The sequence below is a fragment of the Nitratireductor mangrovi genome (genome assembly GCF_007922615.2).
GTDB classification, from domain to species: Bacteria; Pseudomonadota; Alphaproteobacteria; order Rhizobiales; family Rhizobiaceae; genus Mangrovimarina; species Mangrovimarina mangrovi.
Window position 1 is genome coordinate 2,778,955 of sequence record NZ_CP042301.2, and the last position, 22,011, is coordinate 2,800,965.

The 22,011-nt window shown below is 63.2% G+C and carries 18 protein-coding genes; 14 read left to right on the top strand and 4 right to left on the bottom strand.

The features are described 5' to 3' along the window. Positions 1 to 17: 17 nt before the first annotated feature. Both FQ775_RS13585 and FQ775_RS13590 read right to left on the bottom strand, forming a co-directional pair. Entirely contained in the window at positions 18 to 1,163 is a 1,146-nt protein-coding gene (locus tag FQ775_RS13585; RefSeq protein ID WP_146301255.1) for a CaiB/BaiF CoA transferase family protein, read from the bottom strand. Positions 1,164 to 1,171: 8 nt separating this feature from the next. Then, entirely contained in the window at positions 1,172 to 1,984 is an 813-nt protein-coding gene (locus tag FQ775_RS13590) for a citryl-CoA lyase (protein WP_146301256.1), read from the bottom strand. 227 nt (positions 1,985 to 2,211) lie between these two features. Here FQ775_RS13590 and FQ775_RS13595 point away from each other — a divergent pair, with 227 nt between their 5' ends. The 5 genes from FQ775_RS13595 to FQ775_RS13615 all read left to right on the top strand — a co-directional run bounded on the left by FQ775_RS13595 (position 2,212) and on the right by FQ775_RS13615 (position 7,035). Then, a complete protein-coding gene (locus FQ775_RS13595) occupies positions 2,212 to 3,051 on the top strand; it encodes an IclR family transcriptional regulator domain-containing protein (RefSeq protein ID WP_146301257.1) in 840 nt (279 codons plus the stop codon). Between the two features lie 81 nt (positions 3,052 to 3,132). Then, positions 3,133 to 4,005: a DODA-type extradiol aromatic ring-opening family dioxygenase gene (locus FQ775_RS13600; RefSeq protein ID WP_146301258.1), complete on the top strand. Its 873-nt coding sequence runs from the start codon at positions 3,133 to 3,135 to the stop codon at positions 4,003 to 4,005. Beyond that, positions 4,002 to 4,367: a hypothetical protein gene (locus FQ775_RS13605; protein WP_146301259.1), complete on the top strand. Its 366-nt coding sequence runs from the start codon at positions 4,002 to 4,004 to the stop codon at positions 4,365 to 4,367. The genes FQ775_RS13600 and FQ775_RS13605 overlap by 4 nt, the downstream gene beginning before the upstream one ends. 60 nt (positions 4,368 to 4,427) lie before the next feature. Continuing rightward, a complete protein-coding gene (locus FQ775_RS13610; RefSeq protein ID WP_146301260.1) occupies positions 4,428 to 5,936 on the top strand; it encodes an amidohydrolase family protein in 1,509 nt (502 codons plus the stop codon). Between the two features lie 61 nt (positions 5,937 to 5,997). Next, on the top strand, positions 5,998 to 7,035 hold the full coding sequence (locus FQ775_RS13615; protein ID WP_146301261.1) for a uroporphyrinogen decarboxylase family protein: 1,038 nt from the start codon (positions 5,998 to 6,000) through the stop codon (positions 7,033 to 7,035). Between the two features lie 25 nt (positions 7,036 to 7,060). Here FQ775_RS13615 and FQ775_RS13620 read toward each other — a convergent pair whose 3' ends face one another. Next, complete coding sequence (locus FQ775_RS13620; RefSeq protein ID WP_146301262.1) at positions 7,061 to 7,612, bottom strand: Pycsar system effector family protein; 552 nt, start codon at positions 7,610 to 7,612, stop codon at positions 7,061 to 7,063. 230 nt (positions 7,613 to 7,842) lie between these two features. On the opposite strand from FQ775_RS13620, the gene FQ775_RS13625 reads away from it, so the two are divergent. The 6 genes from FQ775_RS13625 to FQ775_RS13650 all read left to right on the top strand — a co-directional run bounded on the left by FQ775_RS13625 (position 7,843) and on the right by FQ775_RS13650 (position 16,875). Then, positions 7,843 to 11,424, top strand: coding sequence for a FecR domain-containing protein (locus FQ775_RS13625; RefSeq protein WP_246730124.1), 3,582 nt, complete (start codon positions 7,843 to 7,845; stop codon positions 11,422 to 11,424). Further along, positions 11,382 to 13,217 carry an adenylate/guanylate cyclase domain-containing protein gene (locus FQ775_RS13630; RefSeq protein ID WP_246730125.1) on the top strand — a complete coding sequence of 612 codons (1,836 nt, stop codon included), beginning with the start codon at positions 11,382 to 11,384 and terminating at the stop codon, positions 13,215 to 13,217. The genes FQ775_RS13625 and FQ775_RS13630 overlap by 43 nt, the downstream gene beginning before the upstream one ends. Before the next feature lie 226 nt (positions 13,218 to 13,443). Beyond that, a complete protein-coding gene (gene dctP, locus FQ775_RS13635; RefSeq protein ID WP_146301265.1) occupies positions 13,444 to 14,394 on the top strand; it encodes a TRAP transporter substrate-binding protein DctP in 951 nt (316 codons plus the stop codon). A 29-nt stretch (positions 14,395 to 14,423) separates the two neighbouring features. Continuing rightward, positions 14,424 to 14,921 carry a TRAP transporter small permease gene (locus FQ775_RS13640; protein WP_146301266.1) on the top strand — a complete coding sequence of 166 codons (498 nt, stop codon included), beginning with the start codon at positions 14,424 to 14,426 and terminating at the stop codon, positions 14,919 to 14,921. A 3-nt stretch (positions 14,922 to 14,924) separates the two neighbouring features. After that, a complete protein-coding gene (locus FQ775_RS13645; RefSeq protein ID WP_146301267.1) occupies positions 14,925 to 16,241 on the top strand; it encodes a TRAP transporter large permease in 1,317 nt (438 codons plus the stop codon). Positions 16,242 to 16,335: 94 nt separating this feature from the next. Next, the gene (locus FQ775_RS13650) at positions 16,336 to 16,875 is read left to right on the top strand and encodes a MarR family winged helix-turn-helix transcriptional regulator (RefSeq protein ID WP_146301268.1); all 540 of its coding nucleotides are present in this window, start codon (positions 16,336 to 16,338) and stop codon (positions 16,873 to 16,875) included. A gap of 23 nt (positions 16,876 to 16,898) precedes the next feature. Here the strand turns inward: FQ775_RS13650 and FQ775_RS13655 are convergent, their stop codons facing one another. Further along, the gene (locus FQ775_RS13655) at positions 16,899 to 17,675 is read right to left on the bottom strand and encodes an IclR family transcriptional regulator domain-containing protein (RefSeq protein WP_146301269.1); all 777 of its coding nucleotides are present in this window, start codon (positions 17,673 to 17,675) and stop codon (positions 16,899 to 16,901) included. Between the two features lie 179 nt (positions 17,676 to 17,854). Between FQ775_RS13655 and FQ775_RS13660 the strand changes: the two genes are divergently transcribed. The 3 genes from FQ775_RS13660 to FQ775_RS13670 all read left to right on the top strand — a co-directional run bounded on the left by FQ775_RS13660 (position 17,855) and on the right by FQ775_RS13670 (position 21,953). Then, a complete protein-coding gene (locus FQ775_RS13660; protein WP_246730377.1) occupies positions 17,855 to 19,090 on the top strand; it encodes an NAD(P)/FAD-dependent oxidoreductase in 1,236 nt (411 codons plus the stop codon). A gap of 31 nt (positions 19,091 to 19,121) precedes the next feature. Further along, positions 19,122 to 20,441 (top strand): aromatic ring-hydroxylating dioxygenase subunit alpha, encoded by a 1,320-nt coding sequence (locus FQ775_RS13665; RefSeq protein WP_146301271.1) that lies wholly within the window; start codon positions 19,122 to 19,124, stop codon positions 20,439 to 20,441. 63 nt (positions 20,442 to 20,504) lie between these two features. Next, a complete protein-coding gene (locus tag FQ775_RS13670) occupies positions 20,505 to 21,953 on the top strand; it encodes a glutamine synthetase family protein (RefSeq protein ID WP_146301272.1) in 1,449 nt (482 codons plus the stop codon). Positions 21,954 to 22,011 lie beyond the last annotated feature (58 nt).

Sequence of the window (22,011 nt, forward strand, 5' to 3'; positions counted from 1 at the left end):
CGCGCTGGCTGCCCTGTTCAGCCCACCTTGCGCCTTTCGAGTTCCGCCCTGATCTCCGCTCCATGCTCGTCGAGTACGGGCGGCGGCCGGACTTCTTTGTCAGGCACGCCATCGAACAAGTAGGGCGGCCTTACCGTGGTGAATGCGCCCATTTCAGGATGCTGGGCGGAGACCTTGAGTGCGAGATGCCGGGCCTGCGGATCTTCCAGCGCTTCGTCGGAATCGTACGCCGGAGAATGCGGGACCTCGTTTGCGAGCAGTCGATCGCACCATTCATCGCGGCTGAGTTCGCGGAAGATTGGCCGCAATGCCTCGATCAAGGCGTCGTGATTCTTGATGCGCGCCATGCGTTCGGCAAAGCGAGCATCGCGGCCGAGTTCCGGGCGATCGAGAGCGGCTACGAGGCCCTCCCAGAACTTCGTCGGCGACGAGAGATGAAAGGCGATCCACTTTTTGTCGGCGCATTCAAAGGTGTAGGACTGCGACACTTCCGGCCGACTGATCGGTCCCATCACTTCGCCCACGCTGTAGTAATGCGTGAAGCTGTCGAGGTTGAAGTGGGCCATCGCCTCGAGCATCGAAATATCGAGACGGCGCCCAGCCCCGGTCTTGGAGCGTTCAACAAGCGCGGCGCAGATACCCGTTGCCGCATATTGTCCTGTAACGGCGTCTGCGATGGCCGGGCCGATGACGCGCGGATTGTCCGGCGGCGTCAGCAAGCGAAGGTAGCCGCTCGCCGCCTGCGCCACCGTGTCGTAGACTGGGCGGTCACGGTAAGGTCCGGTGGCACCAAAACCGGTGATTGCGCAGTAGATGATCTGCGGGTTGATTGCGCGCAGCGTGTCCTCGCCTGCGCCGAGCTTTTCGGCGACACCGGGGCGGAAATTCTGGATGAACACGTCGGCGGTCGCCACAAGAGCGTGGAGCACCTGCAAGTCGCCGGCATCTTTGGTATCGAGGGCGATCGAGCGCTTGTTCCGATTGTAGGTCTGATAATGTGGCGAATAGAGACCGCCCTTGAAGGCCCGGAACGGATCGCCCGTACCTGGACGTTCGACCTTGATCACATCCGCGCCCAGGTCGGCCAGATGCATCCCGGCGGCCGGCCCCGTGATGTAGGTGCCAAGCTCGATGACGCGGATATCCTTGAGTATCTTGGCCATCGTCGCCTTCAGCCTTCCCGCCCTTGCGCGCCGGAGGTTTGCCTGCCGTCATATTCGATGGCTAGGTCGGCCTTGTGCGACATGATGAAGCCGATCGAGCGCTGAGTTTCCTCGAACAGATGAGCGACCAGTCCGGCCGCGCGCGCGAGCAGCGGGACGCCCTTCATCGCGTCCGCCGGCCAGCCGGCGTCCAACATCAGCGCGGGAATGGCGCCGGAGACGTTTATCGGCAGCGGCCGGTTCATGATGCCGGGTGCTTCCTCGGCAATCGCGCGCAGGCAAGCGACATGATCGCCGGCAACTCCCAGCTCGTCGGCGAGCTTCAGAAGAACATTGGCGCGCGGGTCACCGGCGCTGTGCTGCGGATGACCGAGCCCCGGAACCTTCGCCCGTACTGCTTTCAGGCGCTCAAGGCTTTCGCGCGCCGCCGACCTAAGATCCCCGCCTGACCGGCGGCTTTCCGCCAGCACCTCAACCAGGTAGCGGCCAGCCGTTTCGGAGCTTCCCGCGACAACAGAGCCCATGCCCAGCAGGCCGGCCGCCATCGCTCCCTGCCATGCGTCCGGTCCGGCGGCCAAGGTCATGCGGGCGGCCTGCACGCTGGGGACGAGGCCATGTTCGGCGATTGCCACCAGACATGCGTTTGTGACCGCGCGCTGCGTTTCGCTTGGCTTTTCGCCGGTAACAAGCAGCCAGAAATAGTCGGTGAAATCGATCTTGCCGATGAGATCGGCACATAGATCGTGTCCGCGAATGGTGATCGTGTGCGCGTCGGATGTCGCAATCGCCGTGAACGCCCCATCCTGCTTGCCGATGCGCATCAGTTCTCCACCTGCTTTTCGCTATGCGAAAATATTTTCTCTTGTCGGAAAGCTAGAGGTCAACTAGCCTAGCGTCAAGGTCGATTGTGCCCGTGTCGGGACAGCGGAGACGTTGTCTGTCGGCAGGATCGGGAACTAGCGGGGAGGATTTGAATGCGCCTGTCTGCGCGATACGAAATCGCCGTCGCGCGAGCGCGCAGGCCTACATCCCGAAAGACGTGGGCGAGATGAACCTGAGCGAACTCGATTCAGAGACTCCTAGCGAGACCGCTGCATCACCGAGACCCGCCGACTTCGTGGAAGCACTGGCGAAGGGGTTGGCGATCCTCGAATGCTTTGATGCCGCTCATGCCGAAATGACGCTGAGCGAAGTAGCCCGGCGCGTCGGCCTGACGCCGGCGGCGGCGCGCCGCAGTCTCATCACCCTCCAGACCCTCGGTTATGTCGGCCAGCGGAACAAGCGCTTCCACCTGCGACCGAAAGTCATGACGCTCGGATCGGCGTTCTACTTCGCCGCGCGGATCGATGAAGTCCTTCAACCCGACCTGCGCGACCTCGTGCGCCAGTTCGGCGATGCCTCGTCAGTGGGCACTCTGGAAGGTACGGACGTCATCTACATTGCCCACAATTCTGTTCAGCGCGCGCGGCGCGCCGCGGCAGTCGTCGGTGCGCGCTATCCAGCCTGCGCCACCTCGCTTGGCCGGGTATTGCTTGCCGGCCTGCCGGATGCCGCGCTCGACAGATACATTGAATCCGTGAGGCCCGAGGCCCTGACTTCGAAAACCATCACCGACCCATGCGAACTCCAGCAGGAGATATTGCGCGTGCGCGAGGCCGGGTACTCCACAACCGTGGATCAACTCGACTACGGGATCACCGCGCTTGCCGTGCCGATACGAGGGCCAGATGGAACGACTGTCGCGGCGCTGAACACCTCCGGCTACACCGGCATGGTGACGCCAGACCTGCTCGTCGCCGAGCGCCTGCCGACGCTGCGTGCCACCGCTTCGCGCATCGGCCACATGATCCAGCGCTACCCCATCCTGCAATCGGTCATGGGAGCCTGATCATGATGGCAGCCATCATCGATCGCAGAGCTTCGGTGTTGCTGTCCCGGCAAACAGCCGGTCCAAGAAAGGAGGATCGCCTTGGCTGAACTCGTCGCAACATTGGCCTCGACACACCACCCGTTCTACTTGCGGGCGACGACCATGCCGCCGGAAGAGCAGATTCCGCAGGCGCCGGAATGGAAGCGGAAGGTGGAGTCTTACCGGGAGACGCTGTCGCGCGCCAAGCCGGACATCCTGGTCATGGTCGGCTCCGATCATTTCCATCAGATATTCCTCGACAACTGCCCGCAATTCCTGATCGGCAAGGCCGATCGCTACGATGCGACGTTCTGGAACGAGGAGCGTGAGTTCGGCATTCCGAAATATGTGCTTGAAGGCGATATGGCGATGTCGCGCTTCATGCATCAGCATCTGCTTGACCAGGGCTTCGATTTCGCCTTTTCGAACGAACTGAAGATCGACCACTCGATCATCTGCCCGATCATCACCGTCCGGCCTGACAACGACCTGCCGGTCGTGCCGATCTACACCAACATCTTTGCACCACCCCTGCCATCACCGAAGCGGTTCTATGACCTTGGCCGGGCGATCAGGAAAGCCATTGACGACTATCCTTCCGGCAAACGCATCGCAGCGATCGGGACAGGGCATTTGTCGCTCGAACTCGGTGGACCGCGCCAGTTCATGGAGACCGGGCCGGATCCCGAATTCGACCGCCAGGCGATCGAATGGCTGCGCAACGGCGACATCGACGCCATCCTTGCCAACGTCACCCACGAGAGCATGGCCAGGAGCGGCAACGCCACCCACGGCTTCCTGAACTTCATCCTCATGCTGGGTGTCGCCGGGCCCGAGACTGCGGACTACGTCGACAATCTCGACCTCTTTCACACCATGGAGGCCTATCTCACCTGGTATCCGCGGACTGAGGCTGGGGAGCGCGCGGCATGAGCAAATATTACGTGAACAAGTTCCTGTTCCAGGTCGATCGCAATCCCGAATTTCTCAAGCGCTATGCCGACGATCCGAAGAACTTCGTCGCTACCTGGGAACAGTCGATCGGACCGCGACTCAACGAGGTCGAGACGTCGACGGTGCACAGCTTCACCGAGGCCGAGCGCAAGGCCCTGGTCGAGCACGATTTCGTCGCACTGTTCGAGATGGGCGCGCATTTCTTCCTCAATCTGACACTGTTCATCGGCATCTATGACGAGCCCTACATGAAAGAGAACGGCCCGCTCGCATTCCAGCGGGAATTTGCAAAGCGGCTCCAGCACTGGAGCGGAAAGGACTACCCAACCGTCGAAACCTGACAACGAAGGGCGACGGACCGAGCGGCGCGACGCCTTTGACTTTCTTTGGGAGGAGACATCATGTGCAGACTCTGTGACGAAGGCCGCCCGCAAATCGGTTGCGACGAGCCCCGGCGCAACTTTCTGAAAGCGTCGGCCCTGGTCGGCGCAGCCGCGGCGGCGTCCACGCTGCTCGCATCGAATCCAGCCCGCGCACAGGATATGCCGTCAGGCACGGGAGAAGACGGGCGACGTGTGCTTATTCGCGGCGGTCACGTATTGTCCATGGACCCGGGGGTCGGCGACTTCGCCGAAGCCGACGTCCTGATATCCGGCAAGGCCATTGAGGCTGTCGGTCCCGACCTCGACGCTGGCGATGCGGAGATCATCGAGGCTGCCGGCATGATCGTGATGCCGGGCTTCATCGATACGCATCACCATCAGTTCGAGACCGCACTGCGAAGCTTTCTGGCGGACGGCATCCTGATCAATGACGGAACGCCACAGGGCGCGGTCAACTACTACGAGTACGTCCTGCAGAAATTCTCGATGGTCTACCGGCCGCAGGACGTCCACATCAACGAACTGTTCGGTTCGCTCGCGCAACTCGACACGGGCGTCACGACTGTCATGGATGTCTCGCAGATACATCACTCGCCCGAGCACTCCGATGCGGTGGTGCAGGCGCTCAAGGATGCCGGCCGGCGCTCGGTCTTCGGCTATTTCGAGGGATGGGGTGACAAGGCCAAATATCCGGCCGACGCGCGACGGCTGAAGGAACAGCATTTCGCCTCCGACGACCAGTTGCTCACCATGGTCATGGGCGGCGAGATTTACATTCCGGGCTACGAGGAAGCGTGGAAGATCGGTCGCGAACTCGGAGTACCGGTGGCGCTCCATGTCGTCGGCACATTCGGCATGCAGCCGACCTTCGACGAACTGGCCAAGGCCGGACAGTTCGGTTCCGACAACATCTTCATCCACATGACGGGCATGTCGGACATGGCATGGAAGGCAGCCGCCGACGCCGGCTCGCATGTCTCGTTGGCCGTACCGATCGAGATGGCGATGCGCCACGGCATGCCGCCGATCCAGAAGGCGCTCGACCTCGACATGCAGCCCTCGCTTTCGAGCGATGTCGAATGCACGATGACGGCCGACCCCTTCACCCAAATGCGCAGCACGTTCACGCTGCAACGCGCGTTCGTCAACGAACGGGCATTGGCCGGTGAGGAGAACCTGCCGAAGCTGCTGTCGTCGCAAGACGTGATCCGCTTCGCGACTCTTGAAGGCGCAAAAGGGCTGAAGCTGGACCATAAGACGGGCTCGCTGACGCCCGGAAAGGAGGCCGATATTGTCCTTCTTGACGCCAGTGCGATCAATGTCACACCGCTCAATCACGTGCCCGGCGCCGTAGTCACCCTGATGGACCGCACCAATGTCGACACCGTCATGGTGGCCGGCAAGATCAGGAAGTGGAGGGGTGAACTGCTCGACGTCGACCTGCCCAAGCTTCGCGGCGAACTGGAAGCCAGTCGCGACTACCTGTTCAAGGCCGCGGGCGTGGAACGCGACCTGTTCCGGGTCTAGACCAGAGAGGGCGACCGACACGGGTTCGTCGCCCGACTTCATTGCTATACGGGAGGACAACTTGGCTTACCAACTTCCGCTGCTGCCGACATCGCTCGTTGGCTCCTATGCCCAGCCGGAGTGGCTGATCGACCGCCAAAAGCTCGCAGGCCGCTTCCCTCCCCGTGTCCGCGCGAAAGAACTTTGGCGCGTCGCCCCAGAGCATCTGGATGAAGCGCAAAACGATGCCACGCTGCTCGCCATTCGCGATCAGGAACGCGCAGGCCTCGACATCATTACCGACGGCGAGATGCGCCGCGAAAGCTACTCCAACCGCTTCGCGACCGCACTGGACGGCGTTGACCTCGACAATCCCGGCTCCGCCCTCGACCGCTCGGGACATCCGAACCCGGTACCCCGCGTGGTCGGCAAGATCACCCGCATCCACCCCGTTGAAGTCGACGACGTAAAGTTCCTGCGTGCCAATACCGACCGCAAGATCAAGATGACCGTGCCCGGGCCCTTCACCATGTCGCAGCAGGCCCAGAACGACTTCTACGAAAGCCCCGCCGAGATGGCCATGGACTACGCCGCGGCCGTCAATGCGGAGATTCGCGACCTCTTCGCCGCCGGCGCTGACATCGTCCAGATCGATGAGCCCTATATGCAGGCCCGCCCCGAACCGGCCCGCCAATATGGCCTCGACGCGCTCAACCGCGCCCTGGACGGGATAGAGGGTGAGACCGTGGTCCATATCTGCTTCGGTTATGCGGCGATTATCCATGAACGCCCGGAAGGCTATTCCTTCCTGCCTGAGTTCTCCGGCTGCTCCTGCAAGGCCGTTTCCATCGAGACGGCGCAGTCAAAGCTCGATTGCAAGGTACTCGAAACCCTGCCCGACAAGACCATTCTTCTCGGCGTGCTCGACCTTTCCACCCATGAGGTTGAAACGCCCGAAACCGTCGCGGGACGTATCCGGCGCGCTCTGCCTTTCAAGGATGCAAGCAAGATCGTGGTAGCCCCGGATTGCGGGCTCAAATACCTGCCGCGTGACATCGCTCTCGGCAAGATGAAGGCGATGGCCGATGGCGCGGCAATCGTTCGCCGGGAACTGTCGTAGCATAGCTGAGGCCTCTCGCCGTCGCCTATGCCATGAAAAGCAGCGTCAGATAGGCGAGGATAACGGCCATCAGCCCGCGAAAGGCGATGGCGACGAAACGATATTTGGAACGGTTCACGGCGGCGAGATTGTCGACGTTCTCAAGATACTGGCCAAACAGGTACGCGGGATCACCGGTGCCGCGTGCATCGAGCAGGCGGGAGCGGTTGGTTGCCCAGCCTTTCCAGTAGAGCGACGTCGATGACCTAACGTGGCGGGGAAGCACCACGAGAACAGCAGATACAAGCGTCACAACCGCACCAGCAGCGAAAAAGATCGAAAGCGCCGCTACCAGCGGCTCGCTCTCCAGCAACCGCTGTAGTCTGAATACGGAACGCGCTTCGGCCGAAGAAACCAGAAACGCGAGCATGAAGGTAAATATGTACGCCGCCTTCTGATCGGCGATCCGTATTTGATCGTAGTATATGTCGTTAATTTTTTTCAGATGATCGAGATACTTGCTATCGTCGGTGACAGGGGTCACTGAGCGGCCTTCGTGTGCCTGGCTCTCAGTATTAAGTTCAACAATCTTGTTCATGGTGTTATATACGTCGTCGTAGGAGAAGATATACTGTATTTATAAAGTATCATCGATGTCAGCAACTTGACAGAGCGGAAAGAAACCGACCATAGCAGGCACAGCTGTCTATCGGGGCATTCCACGTTATGTATCGGTTGTCGTGCGCTCTCCTGGCGCTTGCTTTTTCCATATGTGCAAGCCCGGCCGCCGCGGAACTGTTCGCCCGCAAGTCGACCCCGGCGGGCTCGGTGATCACGCGCAAGGTTGGCGAGGAAGTCAGTTTCATAGACCTGACGGGCTGGCGTGGCGTAGACGTCAATCAGGATCTGCTGCCGGGAGACCTGCTTCGGACCAACGCGCACGGACATCTTGCCGTGCTTTTCGCTGATCGAACGCAGGTACGCCTCGGACGCAACACGACCATGCTGATAAAGGCGATCGGGGCGGCCGCCGATACGCTGCTTCAGCTCCAGTCCGGAACGGTGTGGGGCCGGGCCGAACGTGGCGGGGTTGGCCTGACACTGGAAACCCCGGCCGCGTCCGCTGCCATTCGCGGCACCGACTGGACACTCACCGTCGACGGCGACGGCAAGACATCTCTGATCGTGCTGGAGGGCCTGGTCGAGCTTTCCAATCCGTATGGCTCGGTCAGCGTCGCCCAGGGCGAAGCGGCCGTCGCCTCGATCGGGCAGGCGCCGACCAAGCTGGTGATCGTCGACCCCGACGACCGCGAGCAGATGCTCTTTTATCTGTCGCTGCGGCGCTCCTTCGGCTGGATGCCGGCCTCGACGCTGCCGCAAGCGGGGCAGCGGGAGGAGCGGGCGCGGATCGAAGCCCTTCCAGACGATGCGCGCAGTGCAGAGGATCGCGTGTTGCTCGCCGAAACCGCACTGGCCGTCGAAGGAATCGCCGGGACAGCGGAAGCGCTCGCCCGCGCCCGCCAATCAGCGCGGACGGAGGCGCAGCAGGCGCGGCTTGATCTCGTTGCGGCGCTGCTCGCAGGAGCGGAACAGCGCTTCGATGAGGCGGCACAGCTGTTCGCCAAGGCGGCGCCGCGACTTGATCCGGAGCGGCGCGCCATTGCTCTCTATGGCGGCTACTTCGCACGCGCCCTAGCCTTTCCGGATCGCGTCGAGTCGCCGCCGCGCTTGGCCGGCAGTGGCCCGCGCGCCGCGCTCGCGGCAGCCTGGACCGCCGGCTTTCTCGAGAACATCGACGCCGCGATCGCCGTCATTGCGGAGGCCGAGCGGCGCTTTCCGGACGACCCAACCCTGCCGGCGGTGCGGGCGCAGCTTGCCCTGCTGCTCGACGACCGTGAACAGGTTCACGAGGCGATCGAACGAGCGCTCGCCCTTGATCCGGAGGAGCCTACCGCACTCGAGGCGCGCGCCAACTACCGGGCGGGCATTGAGGGCGACCTCGACGGCGCGTTGGCCGACCTTCAGAACGCCGCAGAAATCTCCCCTGGCACGACGTCGATCTGGAACGCGATGGGGATCGTCGAGATGACGCGCGGAGCGGAGCGCGAGGCGGAAGCAGCCTTGCGCCGCGCCATCGCCCTCGATCCGCACGATCCTGTGACGCGGGCCAATCTCGCCATCCTGCTGCTCGATCAGGACCGCATCGAAGAGGCCCGTCAGGAGATCGACGAGGCCTTCGCCAACGATCCTTCCTTCGATGTCGGGCTGGTGGCGCGTGGCCGCTATCACCTGCAGGCCGGCAACCGCACGAAGGCCGTCGAAGACCTGCTTGCCGCCTCGACCGCGAACCCCGCCTATTCCCAGGCCCTGCTGCTGCTTGCGGCCGCCCATTTCGAGAACGGTAACCGCGAGGCCGGCGAGCAGGCACTCGAAAACGCGGAGCGTCTCGATCCCAACGACCCCGTCACCTCGATGCTGGCGACCGCCATCGCCATAGATGGTTATCAGTCCGACCGGGCAATCGCGGAGGCGCAGAAGGCGCTCGCGCGCTCCAAGGCGCGCGGCGGCCATTTCGCCTCACCGCGCGCCAACCGTGACGCCGGCTCGTTGCTCAACAGCGCCTTCCGGTTGCAGGGACTCGATGCCTGGGGCCGCTACTACGGCGATGCCGTCTTCGATCCTTTCGCGGGCGCCTCGCTTGTCGACCAGGCGGTTGCCGGAACTGTCAACCCTTTCGCGAGCGATCTGCGCTTCGGCGACGGCCCGGTCGAGCCGGCCCCGGGAGCCTACGCTTTCTCCTCACTCTTTCAGGGCCTGATGATGGCGCCCGAGATCCTGTCGGGCCGTTCGCTTTCGACCAACCTCCTGCGCCGCCCGTTCATCGAGGGCGCGATCGGCGGCGGCTACGCCGACAATGCCGGCGAGCCCGGCTGGCTCGGCACGTTCGAGGTCCAGTCCTTCACCACGACCCCGGTCCCCTGGAGCCTCTACGCCAATATCGAGGTCAGCGATAATGACGAGTTCCGCGAACGGTTCGCACCGGGCACGGATGTGCCCTATGTCGGCTTCGGCTATGAAGACCGCATCGCCAAGGGCACCGCTTATCTGACCGCGCGGCCGACGCCTTACGATCGGGTGGTGACTTTCCTCGACTACCGCGACCGCCGCGAAAGCCTGCTCGATGCGCTCGTGCTCGTAGACAGCCCCTTCCTTCCCTTTGACGCGATCGCTTATGACCGCAGGCTCGAAACCGAGGCGGTCACTGGCGGTATAGGCTGGAGTCACACCCTCGGCTACCGCAATGTCTTCAATGCTGCCGTCTTTGGCGCTCACCTTGACCAGACGAGCAGGGAAGCAGCCGATCTCGCGCTGTTGCCGTTCATTATCGGCACGCGCGAACTGGCCGCCTCGACCGCACAGGACACTTATCTCGCGGCTATCAACCACACCTATGGTCACGAGGATCTGACCTGGCGCTACGGTATCGAAGGCGGCTCTCTCCGCCAGCGGCGCGTCGAAGTCGACACGGAGGAATTGATTTTCCTCCCGCCAGTGACCACGATCGAAAGCCGTGAACTCGATCTGCGCTTCGGCCGCGCCTATGTCGACCTGGTTCACGAGCCGCGGCCTGACCTGAAGCTTGAGGCAGCACTGTTCGCAACGTTGCTCGACGGTGCGCTTGAAATTCAACGGCTCGAGCCGCGTTTCGGCGTCGCCTGGGCGCCCACCGACGGACATTGGCTGCGCGCAGGCTTCCTGCGCGAAACCGAGGCTGCAAGCACCCTCACCCTGGCGCCGATCGGCCTCCTCGGCCTGCAGGCCGGCAATCCCGCTCTCGACATCGGCGGCTATTCAGACACGATCGCACTGCGCTGGGACGCCGAATGGCACCCGCGCATTTTCACCACGATCGATTACCAGCACCAGGAACTGCACGGTCTCTCCATTCCCGTACCGGGCAGCATCGTCCCGATTGATGCGGCCGACGGGTTCGACCGCGGCCGCATCGATCGCGTCGCCGCCACCGCAAATGTCCACCTGGGCGCCGGCTTTGGCCTCTTTGGCACCGTCGCCTGGACAGACAGCAGCAACGAGACGCCCGGCGGCCCGGCCGGGCCGCTGCCTTTCGTGCCGACCTATGCGGCCCGCACCGGCATCACCTACGTCCATCCCGCCAACGTGAAAGCAACGATCGCGGCGAGCTATGTCGGCGAGCGCGTTGGTGATGCAGCCGGCACGGTTCTGGACGGCTACTGGACAACGGACGCCTTCCTCACCTGGGAAGGCCTCGACAAACGCTTCGTGCTCGAACTTGCCGGCTACAATCTTTTCGACGAAAGCTTTGAGGTGGCGACCAGCCTGCCAGGTTGGGGTCGGACTTTCGTCGGGACATTCAAGGTCCGCTTCTGATGGACGTTCCCCGTGGCCCGCGTGTCGGCTCTGCCGGACGCAGCCGCTTTGTGGTTATTGCCGCCATCCTGGCTTTGGCGATCGCGGCGCTGTCTTCCCAGACCGCGCCGTGGCGATTGCTGGAAGCGAGAGCTTTCGATTTCCTGTCAACCACCCTCCCGCCGGCGCGGCCGGCGGAGGGCCCTCTCATCATCGCCATCGACGAACCGTCTTTTGCAGAGATCGGCCTGCAATGGCCCTGGCCGCGCAGCCTTCACGCCCAACTCATCGCCGCGTTACGCAATGCGGGCGTACGGGCGATCGGTGTGGACATCATTTTTGCTGAGCCGTCCGATCCTGCGGCAGATAGTGCCTTGGCCGGGGCGATCGGGCCCGACATCGTGCTCGCTGCCGACGAGACCCTGATCGAGGGCCCCCATGCCGACCAGCTGGTGCGGGTCGAACCGCTGCCTGCGCTTCTGGTAAACGGTGGACGCCCCGGTGTGTCGTCAATCGTGCTCGATGGAGACGGCACGCTTCGCCGTATCCCCGCCTATGATGACGGCTTCGCCCGCCAACTGCTGGAAATCGCGGGTAATGTACCGGGCGTCCACCCTCCTGCCGGTGCCCTGATACAGGCCTACGGGCCGGCGCGCAGCTACGATACGGTTTCCTACTACCAGGCGCTTGTCCCTAGCGAGTTTCTGCCACCCGGCCACCTCGCCGGACGTGTGGTGATCATCGGGCTGTCGTTGCAATCGGCGCCTACCGTCGAAGCCGGCGGCGCGGACGCCTACGCGACTTCGTTCACCCCTCGGACCGGCCGGCTCGTCTCCGGGGCCGAGATTCAGGCGACCATCTTTGATAACCTTGCTGCGGGAAGCTTCATTCGTTCGGCATCGCTTCTGGTAACGCTCACGGCCATCGCTGCCGCGACCCTGGCCTCGGCTCTGCTCGTCTGGCATGGGACCGGCTGGCAGACCATCGCCGCCGGCGCGGCGACGGTGTTGTTTATTGCAGCGGCGGGGTTCATTGCCATCCGCGTCGGCCGGCTGCACGTTCCCACTCTGGCTCCAGGATTTGCCTTTGTGACGGTCGCGAGCGCAGTCGGAGCCCGCGACTTCGCAGCCGAGCGCCGCTTGCGGCGCTTCATCGCCCACGCCTTCTCGCAATATCTCGACCCGGCCCAGGTACGACGATTGGCGGCGGACCCATCCGGACTCAAGCTCGGCGGCGAGCGCAAGACCCTGACCGTGCTTTTTTCAGACGTGCGCGGCTTTACCACCATCGCCGAAAGCATGAAGCATGATCCAGAGCGGCTGACCGGGCTGATCAACAGGCTGCTGGACCCCCTGTCCGAGGCCATCCTCGCCCATGGTGGCACCATCGACAAATATATGGGTGACGCCGTCATGGCGTTCTGGAACGCACCACTCGACGATCCCGATCATGCCCTGCATGCGGTCCAGGCCGCGATCGCCATGGTCGCCGCCATCGAGCCTCTCAACGCCGAACTGGCAAGAGAGGGCCTCGGCGACGATCTTCGCTTCAAGATCGGCGTGGGCATCAACTCGGGCGACTGCATCGTCGGCAATATGGGCTCACGGCGGCGCTTCGATTACACCGCCATCGGCGACGCAGTGAACCTTGCCTCCCGGCTCGAAGGCCAGACCAAGGAACACGGAGTTTCTATTCTGCTCGGGGAGGAGACGGCCGCGCTCATCCATCACAACGTACCGTTGGTCGAGGTTGCCAGCATCCGCGTCAAGGGCAAGACCGAGGCCGTGACTGTCTACACCATCGGCGGCGTCTGACAGCTCCACTAGCACAAGCCTGTTGCCAACTGGCCCAGCGCCGGAATTGACCTCACCGCCAATCACAGGCCGAACGACGCCGTTGCCCATGCAAATGCAAACTTGGTCCAAAGCGCACCACTGCGAAAGGCCCGCTCAGTTGCATTGACGAGCCAGCTCGGCCTCTCTAGAAAATATGCAAATGAATATTTTCGTGCCGCAGAGCGGCCAAGCTGGGAGGAGCCACATGAAAAAGACAATTGCACTGGGAGCCTTGTTCGCGTTCGCCGCGACAGCGGCATCGGCGGAGGAAGTTACGCTCAAGGCGGCGAGCGCCTTTGCCGCCGGAACGGCCTTCGCACGGCCGTTCGAGGCCTTCGTTGACTGGATCAATGAAAACGGCAAAGGCGTGCTGCAGATCAACGTGGTCGGCGGGCCGGAAGCGGTGCCGCCGTTCGAACTCGGCAATGCCGTGTCCACCGGCGTGGTCGATCTCGCCAGCAACACCGCCGCCTTCTACACCAACCTGCTGCCTGAGGGCGACGCGCTGAAGCTCGCAACAAATACGATACAGGATCAGCGCGCCAATGGTTGTTACGACATTATCGACGAAATGCACCAGTCGAAGATGAATGTGAAATACCTCGCGCGCACCGGCGACAACATCAACTTCCACCTCTACCTGACCAAGCCGATCGACAAGCCCGACCTGAACGGGCTGACCATCCGCACCACTCCGGTCTACCAGGCAATGTTCAACGCACTCGGCGCCAACCTGGTGCGCACCGCTCCGGGCGAGGTCTACACCGCGCTTGAGCGTGGCACGATCGACGGCTACGGCTGGCCGATCCAGGGCGTGCTTGACCTCGGCTGGGACGAGCAGACCAAATATCGGGTCGATCCCGGCTTCTACCAGGTCGACGTCAACGTGATCGTCAATCTCGACAAGTGGAACGGGCTCGGCGACGAACAGAAGGCGCTTCTTGAACAGGCAGCCGAATGGATCGAGGCCAAGAATGCCGAAAACCTCGAAATCAACGCCAAGGAAGCCGCCGCCCAGTCCGACGCCGGCATCGAGGTGATCGCGTTCGAGGGCGAGGCTCGCGACGCCTGGCTGAACGCCGCCCAAAACGAAGGCTGGGCAGCCATCGCGGCGATCAATGCCGAGGCGGCCGAAAAGCTGCGCGCCTGCTTCTGAACTGACGCAAGCGGCGGGGTGATGTACCAGTGAACGGACTGGTGACGATCTTTCGCGTCGCAACGAACGCGCTCGCCATTCTGGCGGGCGCGATCCTTTTGGCCGTGGCGATTGCGATCAGCATCGACGTGACGCTGCGCGCCTGCTGTTCCAGCGCCATCCATGGCCTGACCGACATGACAGAACACGGGATCGCCGCCGTGACCTTCATGGCCGCGCCCTGGGTTCTGATGAAGAACGCCCATGTCGCCGTTGATCTTGTTACCATGGCGTTGCCCACTCCAATTCGCCGACACGTAGCGACGGTCGTGAACCTGTTTGGGGCAGCGGCGTCGGCAATCTTCTTCTGGTATGTGCTGCAGGCGCTGCTGACGGCCTTCGGACGTGGATCGATGGTGCGCGGCATCATCGTCGTCCCGGAATGGCTGACCTTCGTAGCGCCAAGCCTTTGCATGCTGCTGGTGGCGTTCGGCTTCCTGCTGCGTATTGGTCAGGAAACCAAGACGCATGAAGCGGCAGGGCTTTAGATCATGGATTGGTCGCTAATCCTGCTTTTGATGCTCGGCGGCCTCGTTGCGCTGCTGGCCGCCGGCTTGCCCGTCGCCTTCGCTTTCATCGCCGTCAACTTGGCCGGGGCCTTTCTCATCCTCGGGGGCGAGATTGGCCTTGTGCAGATGGCGCGCAATTCGGTCCAGTCGATCACCAGCTTCCAGCTGACGCCGATTCCCCTCTTCATCCTGATGGGCGAGATCCTGTTCCAGACCCGCGTCGCCCATCGCGCCATCGACGCGGTCGACCGGGTCGTCACCAGGATTCCCGGACGGCTTTCGATCGTTACTGTCTTCGCCGGCACCATCTTCGCTGCCCTGTCAGGCTCGACGATCGCCAACACGGCAATGCTCGGCTCCACATTACTGCCTTCCATGCTCAAGCGAGGCTATCACCCGACGCTGGCGATGGGACCGATCATGGCCTCTGGCGCGATCGCCATGCTGATCCCGCCATCGGCGCTGGCTGTCCTGGTCGGCAGTCTCGCCGGCATCTCGATCGCCGGGCTGCTGGTCGCGGGCATCCTGCCGGCGCTGCTGCTCTCGGCGGCCTTCGTCGCCATTATCGTCGTCTCCTCGCTTCTTAAACCCGACCTCGCGCCCCAGGACACGCTGCCGCCGATGTCGGCGTGGGAACGCTGGAAGCCGTTTGTCACCCACGTCCTGCCGCTTTCCGGCATATTCGTGGTGGTGATCGGCAGCCTGCTCGCCGGGCTCGCGACGCCGACTGAATCGGCCGCGCTTGGCTGCATCGCCGCGGTTATCGCCGGACTCGGCTACCGCTCGCTGACCGTGAAAAATCTCTCGGTGGCGGTGATGGAGACGGTGAAGCTGTCGGTGATGATCCTGTTCATCATCGCCGCCAGCCAGACCTTCAGCCAGATCCTGTCGTTCAGCGGCGCGACCAACGGCCTGATCAGCCTGATCAAGACGCTCGACTTGTCCACGGTCGAGATCCTGCTCGGCATGATCCTGATCCTGCTGTTCCTCGGCTGCTTCGTCGACCAGGTGAGCATGCTGATGGTGACGGTGCCGGTCTTCGTGCCGCTGGCACGCGCGGTCGGCATCGACGAGATGGTGCTCGGCGTGATGTACCTCCTGACCATGGAAATCGCGCTGCTAACCCCGCCGTTCGGCCTCCTGCTTTTCGTCATGCAGGGCGTCGCGCCGGACTGGATCCGGATGCGGCATATCTACGCCGCCGTGACTCCTTTCGTGGTGGTCAAGCTGCTGGTCCTGGTGCTGGTGCTGATGTTCCCGGCCCTCGGCACCTGGCTGCCAGCGCAGCTCGGGCGTTGATGGCGATGATGGCGGCCGCCATGGCCAACTTGCCGCGGGCACCGATTGCGAATAGTTCGGGCCCAACGGTCGCGAGGCCGACACGGACGATGAAATGACGGCAACCGAAAAGACAATCCGCGACGAACAGGTCCGTGCCGAACAGTCTGCCACGGCCAACGGCCGCAGGACGGTACTCGAGAACATCCTCCCGTACCTCATCAATCGCCTTACGTTTCGCATGAACCGTCTGCTCAACGAGGACTTGCGGGCCCGCGGCCTCAGCATGTCGCACTGGCGCGTGCTGGCTGTCCTGGATTCGGCCAAGTACGCGACAGTCAACGACCTGGCGGCCTATGCGATGATCGAGCAATCGACGCTCAGCCGCTTGGTCATGCGTATGGAAGAACAGGGACTGGTGCGTCGCGAGCGAACGGAACCCGACGGCCGAATCGTCAACGTGTCCATGACCTGTGAAGGCCGCATAACCTTTGAAAAGGTGCTCGCGGTGAGCCTGGCCCATTCCGAACGTGTCGTCATGGGCTTTTCCAGCAATGAGAAGGCCGCGCTCAAAAAGGCGGTCCGCCGCATGACCCGGAATCTCGACGCTTACCGTATCGGGTCCGACGGAAGCGTCGTCGAGGACCAAGCATAAGGACGGTCCAAGGCGGATTTGGCCTAGAGCAAGCTCGCAACAACCTTCCCGCATTCGCGCAAGGCATCGACACATTGCCTTAGATGCGCTTCGTCCCGTAACAACTCGCGATTGCACGAGATGCCCAGGGAGGCGACCTCTCCGGCCTCAGAGCGCACTGGCACCGCGACCGCAGCGACGCCGGCCTCGAATTCGCCGTCGACATGAGCGTAGCCCCTCGCCTTAGTTTCGGCGATGGCAAGCGCGATCTCGCCTCGGTCGAGCATGCTGAGTTCTGTGAAGCGCCGGAGCGACGCATGCGCGATCATCTGCGCGGCGACCTCGGGAGGGGCGGCCGCGACCAGTGCACGGCCGATCGCCGTCTGCAGCAGTGGAGCCCGGCTACCCACTGTGAAACCGATGCTCACCGAGCGCGTGTCGACCCCGGCATGAGCAACATAGACGGCATCATGCCCATCGATCATCGCCATCGAGATGGATTCCGATATCTGCCCGGAAAAGCTCCGCAAGAGCGGTTCGATCGTCCTGCCGAAGCGACGCGCCTGCAGGAAGCCGCCGGCCAGCACGAGAATGCGCGGCGTCAGCGAAAAGACGCGATCCTGCTGCTGGACATAGCCGAGATGAACGAGGGTCAGCACCAGTCGGCGCACGATCGCCCGATCAAGCCCCGTCTCCTTGGCGATTTGAGGCAGCGTCAGATGGCTGCGCTCGCTGTCGAAGACCTTCAGCACCGTCAGGCCCTTGGCGAACGTCAGCGAGATGTCCCGCTCGCTGAGATTTTCTCCGCCAAAGCCCGTCATGCCCTCTCCCACCTGCGACCTCGCCACGAGCAACTGCCCCTTGACGCGGAGTGGTGGGCAGACGTATCGTGATGATTATCGACAATTCGTGCGATAATCGCACAAGACATTCGGGAAAGCAAGCCCTTGCAAGCGACCCCTGACGCCGGCTGGCAGGAAGAAGCAGACCATTGACCGGCGTGGTCATCATCGGGGCATCCCACGCAGGTGTGCAGGCCGCGGCATCGCTCCGCCAGGCCGGCTGGCAGGACAAGATCACCCTGATCGGCGAGGAAACCGAACAGCCCTATCATCGCCCGCCTTTGTCCAAGGCGTTCTTGACCGGCGAGAAAAGCGCCGAGCAATTGTCTCTACGCGGCGAAGCCTTTTTCCGCGATCAGGAGATCATCTGGCTTTCCGGCGTCCGCGCCGAACGGCTCGATCCACGAGCGCGCAAGGTCACGACATCAGCCGGCGTCGTCGGCTACGACAGGCTGATCCTCGCCACTGGCTCGCGTGCCCGTGTCCTTGCCGTCCCCGGGGCCGAACTTGAAGGCGTCTTGTCGCTGCGCGACATCGCCGATGCCCGCCGGCTGAAGTCGGCCATTGGCGCCGGCGGCGAAATCGTCATTGTCGGTGGCGGCTATATCGGCCTTGAAGTCGCTGCCACCGCAGCGAAGGCGGGGCGCAAGGTTACCGTCCTGGAGTCTCAGGCCGAACTCCTCACCCGCTCCGCGCCGAGCGAGATCGCGAACTCTCTCGCGCAATATCACCGCCAGCACGGCGTTGAACTACGCTTCGGCGTCACGATCGAGGCCATCGAGGGCGATGCAGGCACCGTGCGCGGCGTGCGCCTTGCCGGCGGCGAACGGCTACCGGCAGACCTGGTCCTTGTCGGCATCGGCGGCATCGCCAACGCCGAACTTGCCATGGAGGCGGGGCTTGAACTGTCGGCAGGTGGCATCTTCGTCGACGGTCAAACGCAAGGCAATGCCGACGGTCTCTACGCAATCGGCGACTGCGCCACTTATCGCAACCCCTTCACCGATAGCGTAATGCGGCTTGAATCCGTCCAGAACGCTGTCGACCAGGCCAGGGCTGCGGCGGCCCACATTGCAAGCCAACCCGCACCGCCCGATACGGTTCCCTGGTTCTGGAGCGACCAGTACGACGTCAAGCTCCAGATCGCAGGCATCGCGCCGTCAGGCTGCCGTATGATCCTCCGAGGCGCCCCTGACAACAATGCGTGGTCGTTGGTCTGCCTCGACGGCGAACGTCTTGCCGCCTGTTTTTCCATCAACCGGCCGGCCGACCACATGGCCGCGCGCAGACTGATCGCGGCCCGCGCCCTGATCGATCCGCATGCCGCCACCGACCCCGACATCCCGCTCTTGAAGGCGGTCGCAGCATCGCCGTTGCGGCCCGCCGCCGAGTAGCCGACCTTTCCGATCCAGGAGGAACCCAGCCATGATGAGCCAGGAACAGAACGATCTGATCACCCGTGTGGGACCGGGAACCGGTGCCGGCGCCGTCCTGCGCAGATACTGGCAGCCTGCGGCGCTGAGCGAGGAACTGATGACGGCGCGCCCGGTGGTGCCGGTCACACTGCTTGGCGAAAAGCTGGTGCTTTTCCGCGATAACAAGGGCGACCTCGGTCTGATCGGGCGCCATTGTCCGCATCGCGGCGCCGATCTCTGCTACGGCCGCCGCGAGGACAACGGCCTGCGCTGCCCCTTCCACGGCTGGCATTTCGACCGCGACGGCCAGTGCGTGGAGCAACCGGGCGAGCCGGAAGGCAGCCAGATGCACAAGAACATCAGGACGGTCTCCTATCCGGTGGTTGAGAGGAACGGAATCGTCTTCGCCTATATGGGCCCGGGCGATCCACCGGCCTTCCCGGCCCTCGACTGCTTCGCCGCCCCCGACAGCCACGTCTTCGCCTTCAAGGGGCTGTGGGAATGCAACTGGCTGCAGGCCATGGAGGTCGGCATCGATCCCGCCCATGCCTCCTTCCTGCATCGCTTTCTGCAGGACGAGGATCCCTCCGAGGGTTACGGGAAACAGTTCCGTGACAAGGCGGCCAATACCGACATGCCGATGACGCAGCTGCTGCGCGAATACCCGCGGCCGGAGATCAGGGTCGAGGAGACCGACTATGGCATGCGCCTGATCGCGCTGCGCCACATGGAGGATGGCCGCAGCCATGTGCGCGTCACCAACCAGATCTTCCCCGAGGCTATCTGCATCCCGATGTCGAACGAGATGACCATCACCCAGTGGCACGTGCCCGTCGATGACGAGACCTGCTACTGGTATTCGATGTTTACCAGCTTCGGCAAACCGGTCGACAAGACGGTGATGCGCGAGCAGCGGCTCAAGGAACACCACCTGCCTGACTACGCGCCGATCAAGAACAAGCGCAACAATTACGGCTACAATCCCGACGAGCAGGAAAGCCTGACCTATACCGGCATGGGTCTCGACATCAACGTCCACGACCAGTGGGCGGTGGAGTCGATGGGCCGGATCCAGGACCGTACCGACGAACATCTCGGCCGCAGCGATGTCGGCATCATCAAATACCGCCGGCGCCTGATCAACGCGATTAAGGGTCTGCAGCAAGGTGACGCGACCGCCCTGCCGATGCAGGGCGCCGCGGAGGTCATCGAGGCCATCCGCGGCCCGATCTCCATTGACGCCATCGGCGCGACCGAGGCGTGGGAGAGCGTCTGGAAGGAAGGCGACACCGCGCGCCGCGCCGCTTGCACCTGGAACGCTGCCATCTAAGCTGGCGAAGTGGCTATCTGATCGCGTTTCATCAGGACGCGGGGGCGTGAGAGGCATCGCAGCATGAGTGATATTCGCGACGGCAGGCTGGCGAAGCTCGGCCTGTTGGACGGAGACCAGCTGGCGCTGGCAGAGGACGTGATTGCCCGTGTCGAGGCCGAGGGGCTGGAAACGGTGCGCGTACTCTTCGCCGACCAGCACGGTGTGCTACGCGGCAAGACTGTGGTCGTCGATGCCCTCCCTTCTGTCTTCAGAAGCGGCATGGCGATCACCTCGACGCTGCTGCTCAAGGACACCTCGCATCGCACCGTCTTTCCTGTCTGGGGCGACGATATCGGTTTCGGCCGCGGCACACTGACCGGCGCCGCCGACATCATGATGGTGCCCGACCCGTCGACATTCCGGATCTTGCCGTGGTCGCCGCACAGCGGCTGGCTCCTCTGCGACCTTCACCACACCGACGGTACGCCGATCCCGTTTTCTGCCCGCCGTATCCTGCGTCAGGCGATCGACCGCCTGGCGGCCACGGGCCGTCAACTGGTCTGCGGACTCGAGGTTGAGTTCTACGTCTTCCAGGTCGAGCAGCCGCGCCTCGACCACGCAGATGGCGGCATGCCGGCTTCGCCTCCGGAGACGAGCCTGCTGTCACATGGTTACCAGTATCTGACCGACGCCCGTTACGACGCTCTCGAAGACGTGATGGACGAGCTGCGCCGCGCCTGCCAAGCGGTCGGTCTGCCGGTCCGCTCGATGGAAGCAGAATTCGGCCCGAGCCAGTGTGAGTTCACTTTCCAGCCTGACGGCCCGATGAACCACGCCGACGCGATGATGCTGTTCCGGTCATTGGTGAAGCAGGTCACCGCCGGCATGGGCCTGCACGCCACCTTCATGTGCCGGCCGAAGGTCGAGCATGGCATGGCGAGCGGCTGGCATCTGCATCAGTCGCTGGTCGACGCAAAGACCGGTGACAACCTCTTCATTCCGGACGACGACGGCGCGCTTTCGTCGACGGCAAGCGGGTGGATCGCCGGCCTGCTCGATCATGCTGCCGAGACCTGCTTCCTCACAACGCCCACGGTCAACGGCTACAAGCGCTACCAAGCTTTCCAGCTCGCCCCGGACCGCATCCAGTGGGGCCGCGACAACAAGGGCGCCATGATCCGCGGCCTGATGACGCCCGGCGACGCAGCAAGCCGCATCGAAAACCGCGTCGCCGAGCCGGCAGCCAACCCCTATCTTTATTTCGCCTCGCAGATCCTGTCGGGCCTCGACGGGCTGGAGCGCCGCCTGCAGGCCCCGTCGCCGGTCGAAAACCCGTATGACAGTGACGCCGCCTCGCTGCCGAAGAGCCTGATCGCGGCCATCGACCGTTTCGAGGCGAGTGACTTCTATCGCGACCGGCTCGGCGCCGACGTTGTCTCCTGGCTTACGCGCATCAAGCGAGCCGAGTGGGAGCGTTACCTGATGACGGTCTCCGAATGGGAACAGCGCGAGTATTTTTCGCTGTTCTGAATTGCTGCCCCGCCGCTTTGCTTCGGCGCTTGTTCGCTGCTGTCGGCACTGATCCGGT

What these genes read in the sequence shown, in the direction of transcription:
- FQ775_RS13670 (WP_146301272.1), top strand. Translation starts at nt 20,505, where the DNA reads ATGAGTGATATTCGCGACGGCAGGCTGGCGAAGCTCGGCCTGTTGGAC.
- FQ775_RS13595 (WP_146301257.1), top strand. Translation starts at nt 2,212, where the DNA reads ATGAACCTGAGCGAACTCGATTCAGAGACTCCTAGCGAGACCGCTGCA.
- FQ775_RS13655 (WP_146301269.1), bottom strand. Translation starts at nt 17,675, where the DNA reads ATGACGGGCTTTGGCGGAGAAAATCTCAGCGAGCGGGACATCTCGCTG.
- dctP (WP_146301265.1), top strand. Translation starts at nt 13,444, where the DNA reads ATGAAAAAGACAATTGCACTGGGAGCCTTGTTCGCGTTCGCCGCGACA.
- FQ775_RS13610 (WP_146301260.1), top strand. Translation starts at nt 4,428, where the DNA reads ATGTGCAGACTCTGTGACGAAGGCCGCCCGCAAATCGGTTGCGACGAG.
- FQ775_RS13590 (WP_146301256.1), bottom strand. Translation starts at nt 1,984, where the DNA reads ATGCGCATCGGCAAGCAGGATGGGGCGTTCACGGCGATTGCGACATCC.
- FQ775_RS13650 (WP_146301268.1), top strand. Translation starts at nt 16,336, where the DNA reads ATGACGGCAACCGAAAAGACAATCCGCGACGAACAGGTCCGTGCCGAA.
- FQ775_RS13665 (WP_146301271.1), top strand. Translation starts at nt 19,122, where the DNA reads ATGATGAGCCAGGAACAGAACGATCTGATCACCCGTGTGGGACCGGGA.
- FQ775_RS13585 (WP_146301255.1), bottom strand. Translation starts at nt 1,163, where the DNA reads ATGGCCAAGATACTCAAGGATATCCGCGTCATCGAGCTTGGCACCTAC.
- FQ775_RS13620 (WP_146301262.1), bottom strand. Translation starts at nt 7,612, where the DNA reads ATGAACAAGATTGTTGAACTTAATACTGAGAGCCAGGCACACGAAGGC.
- FQ775_RS13645 (WP_146301267.1), top strand. Translation starts at nt 14,925, where the DNA reads ATGGATTGGTCGCTAATCCTGCTTTTGATGCTCGGCGGCCTCGTTGCG.
- FQ775_RS13605 (WP_146301259.1), top strand. Translation starts at nt 4,002, where the DNA reads ATGAGCAAATATTACGTGAACAAGTTCCTGTTCCAGGTCGATCGCAAT.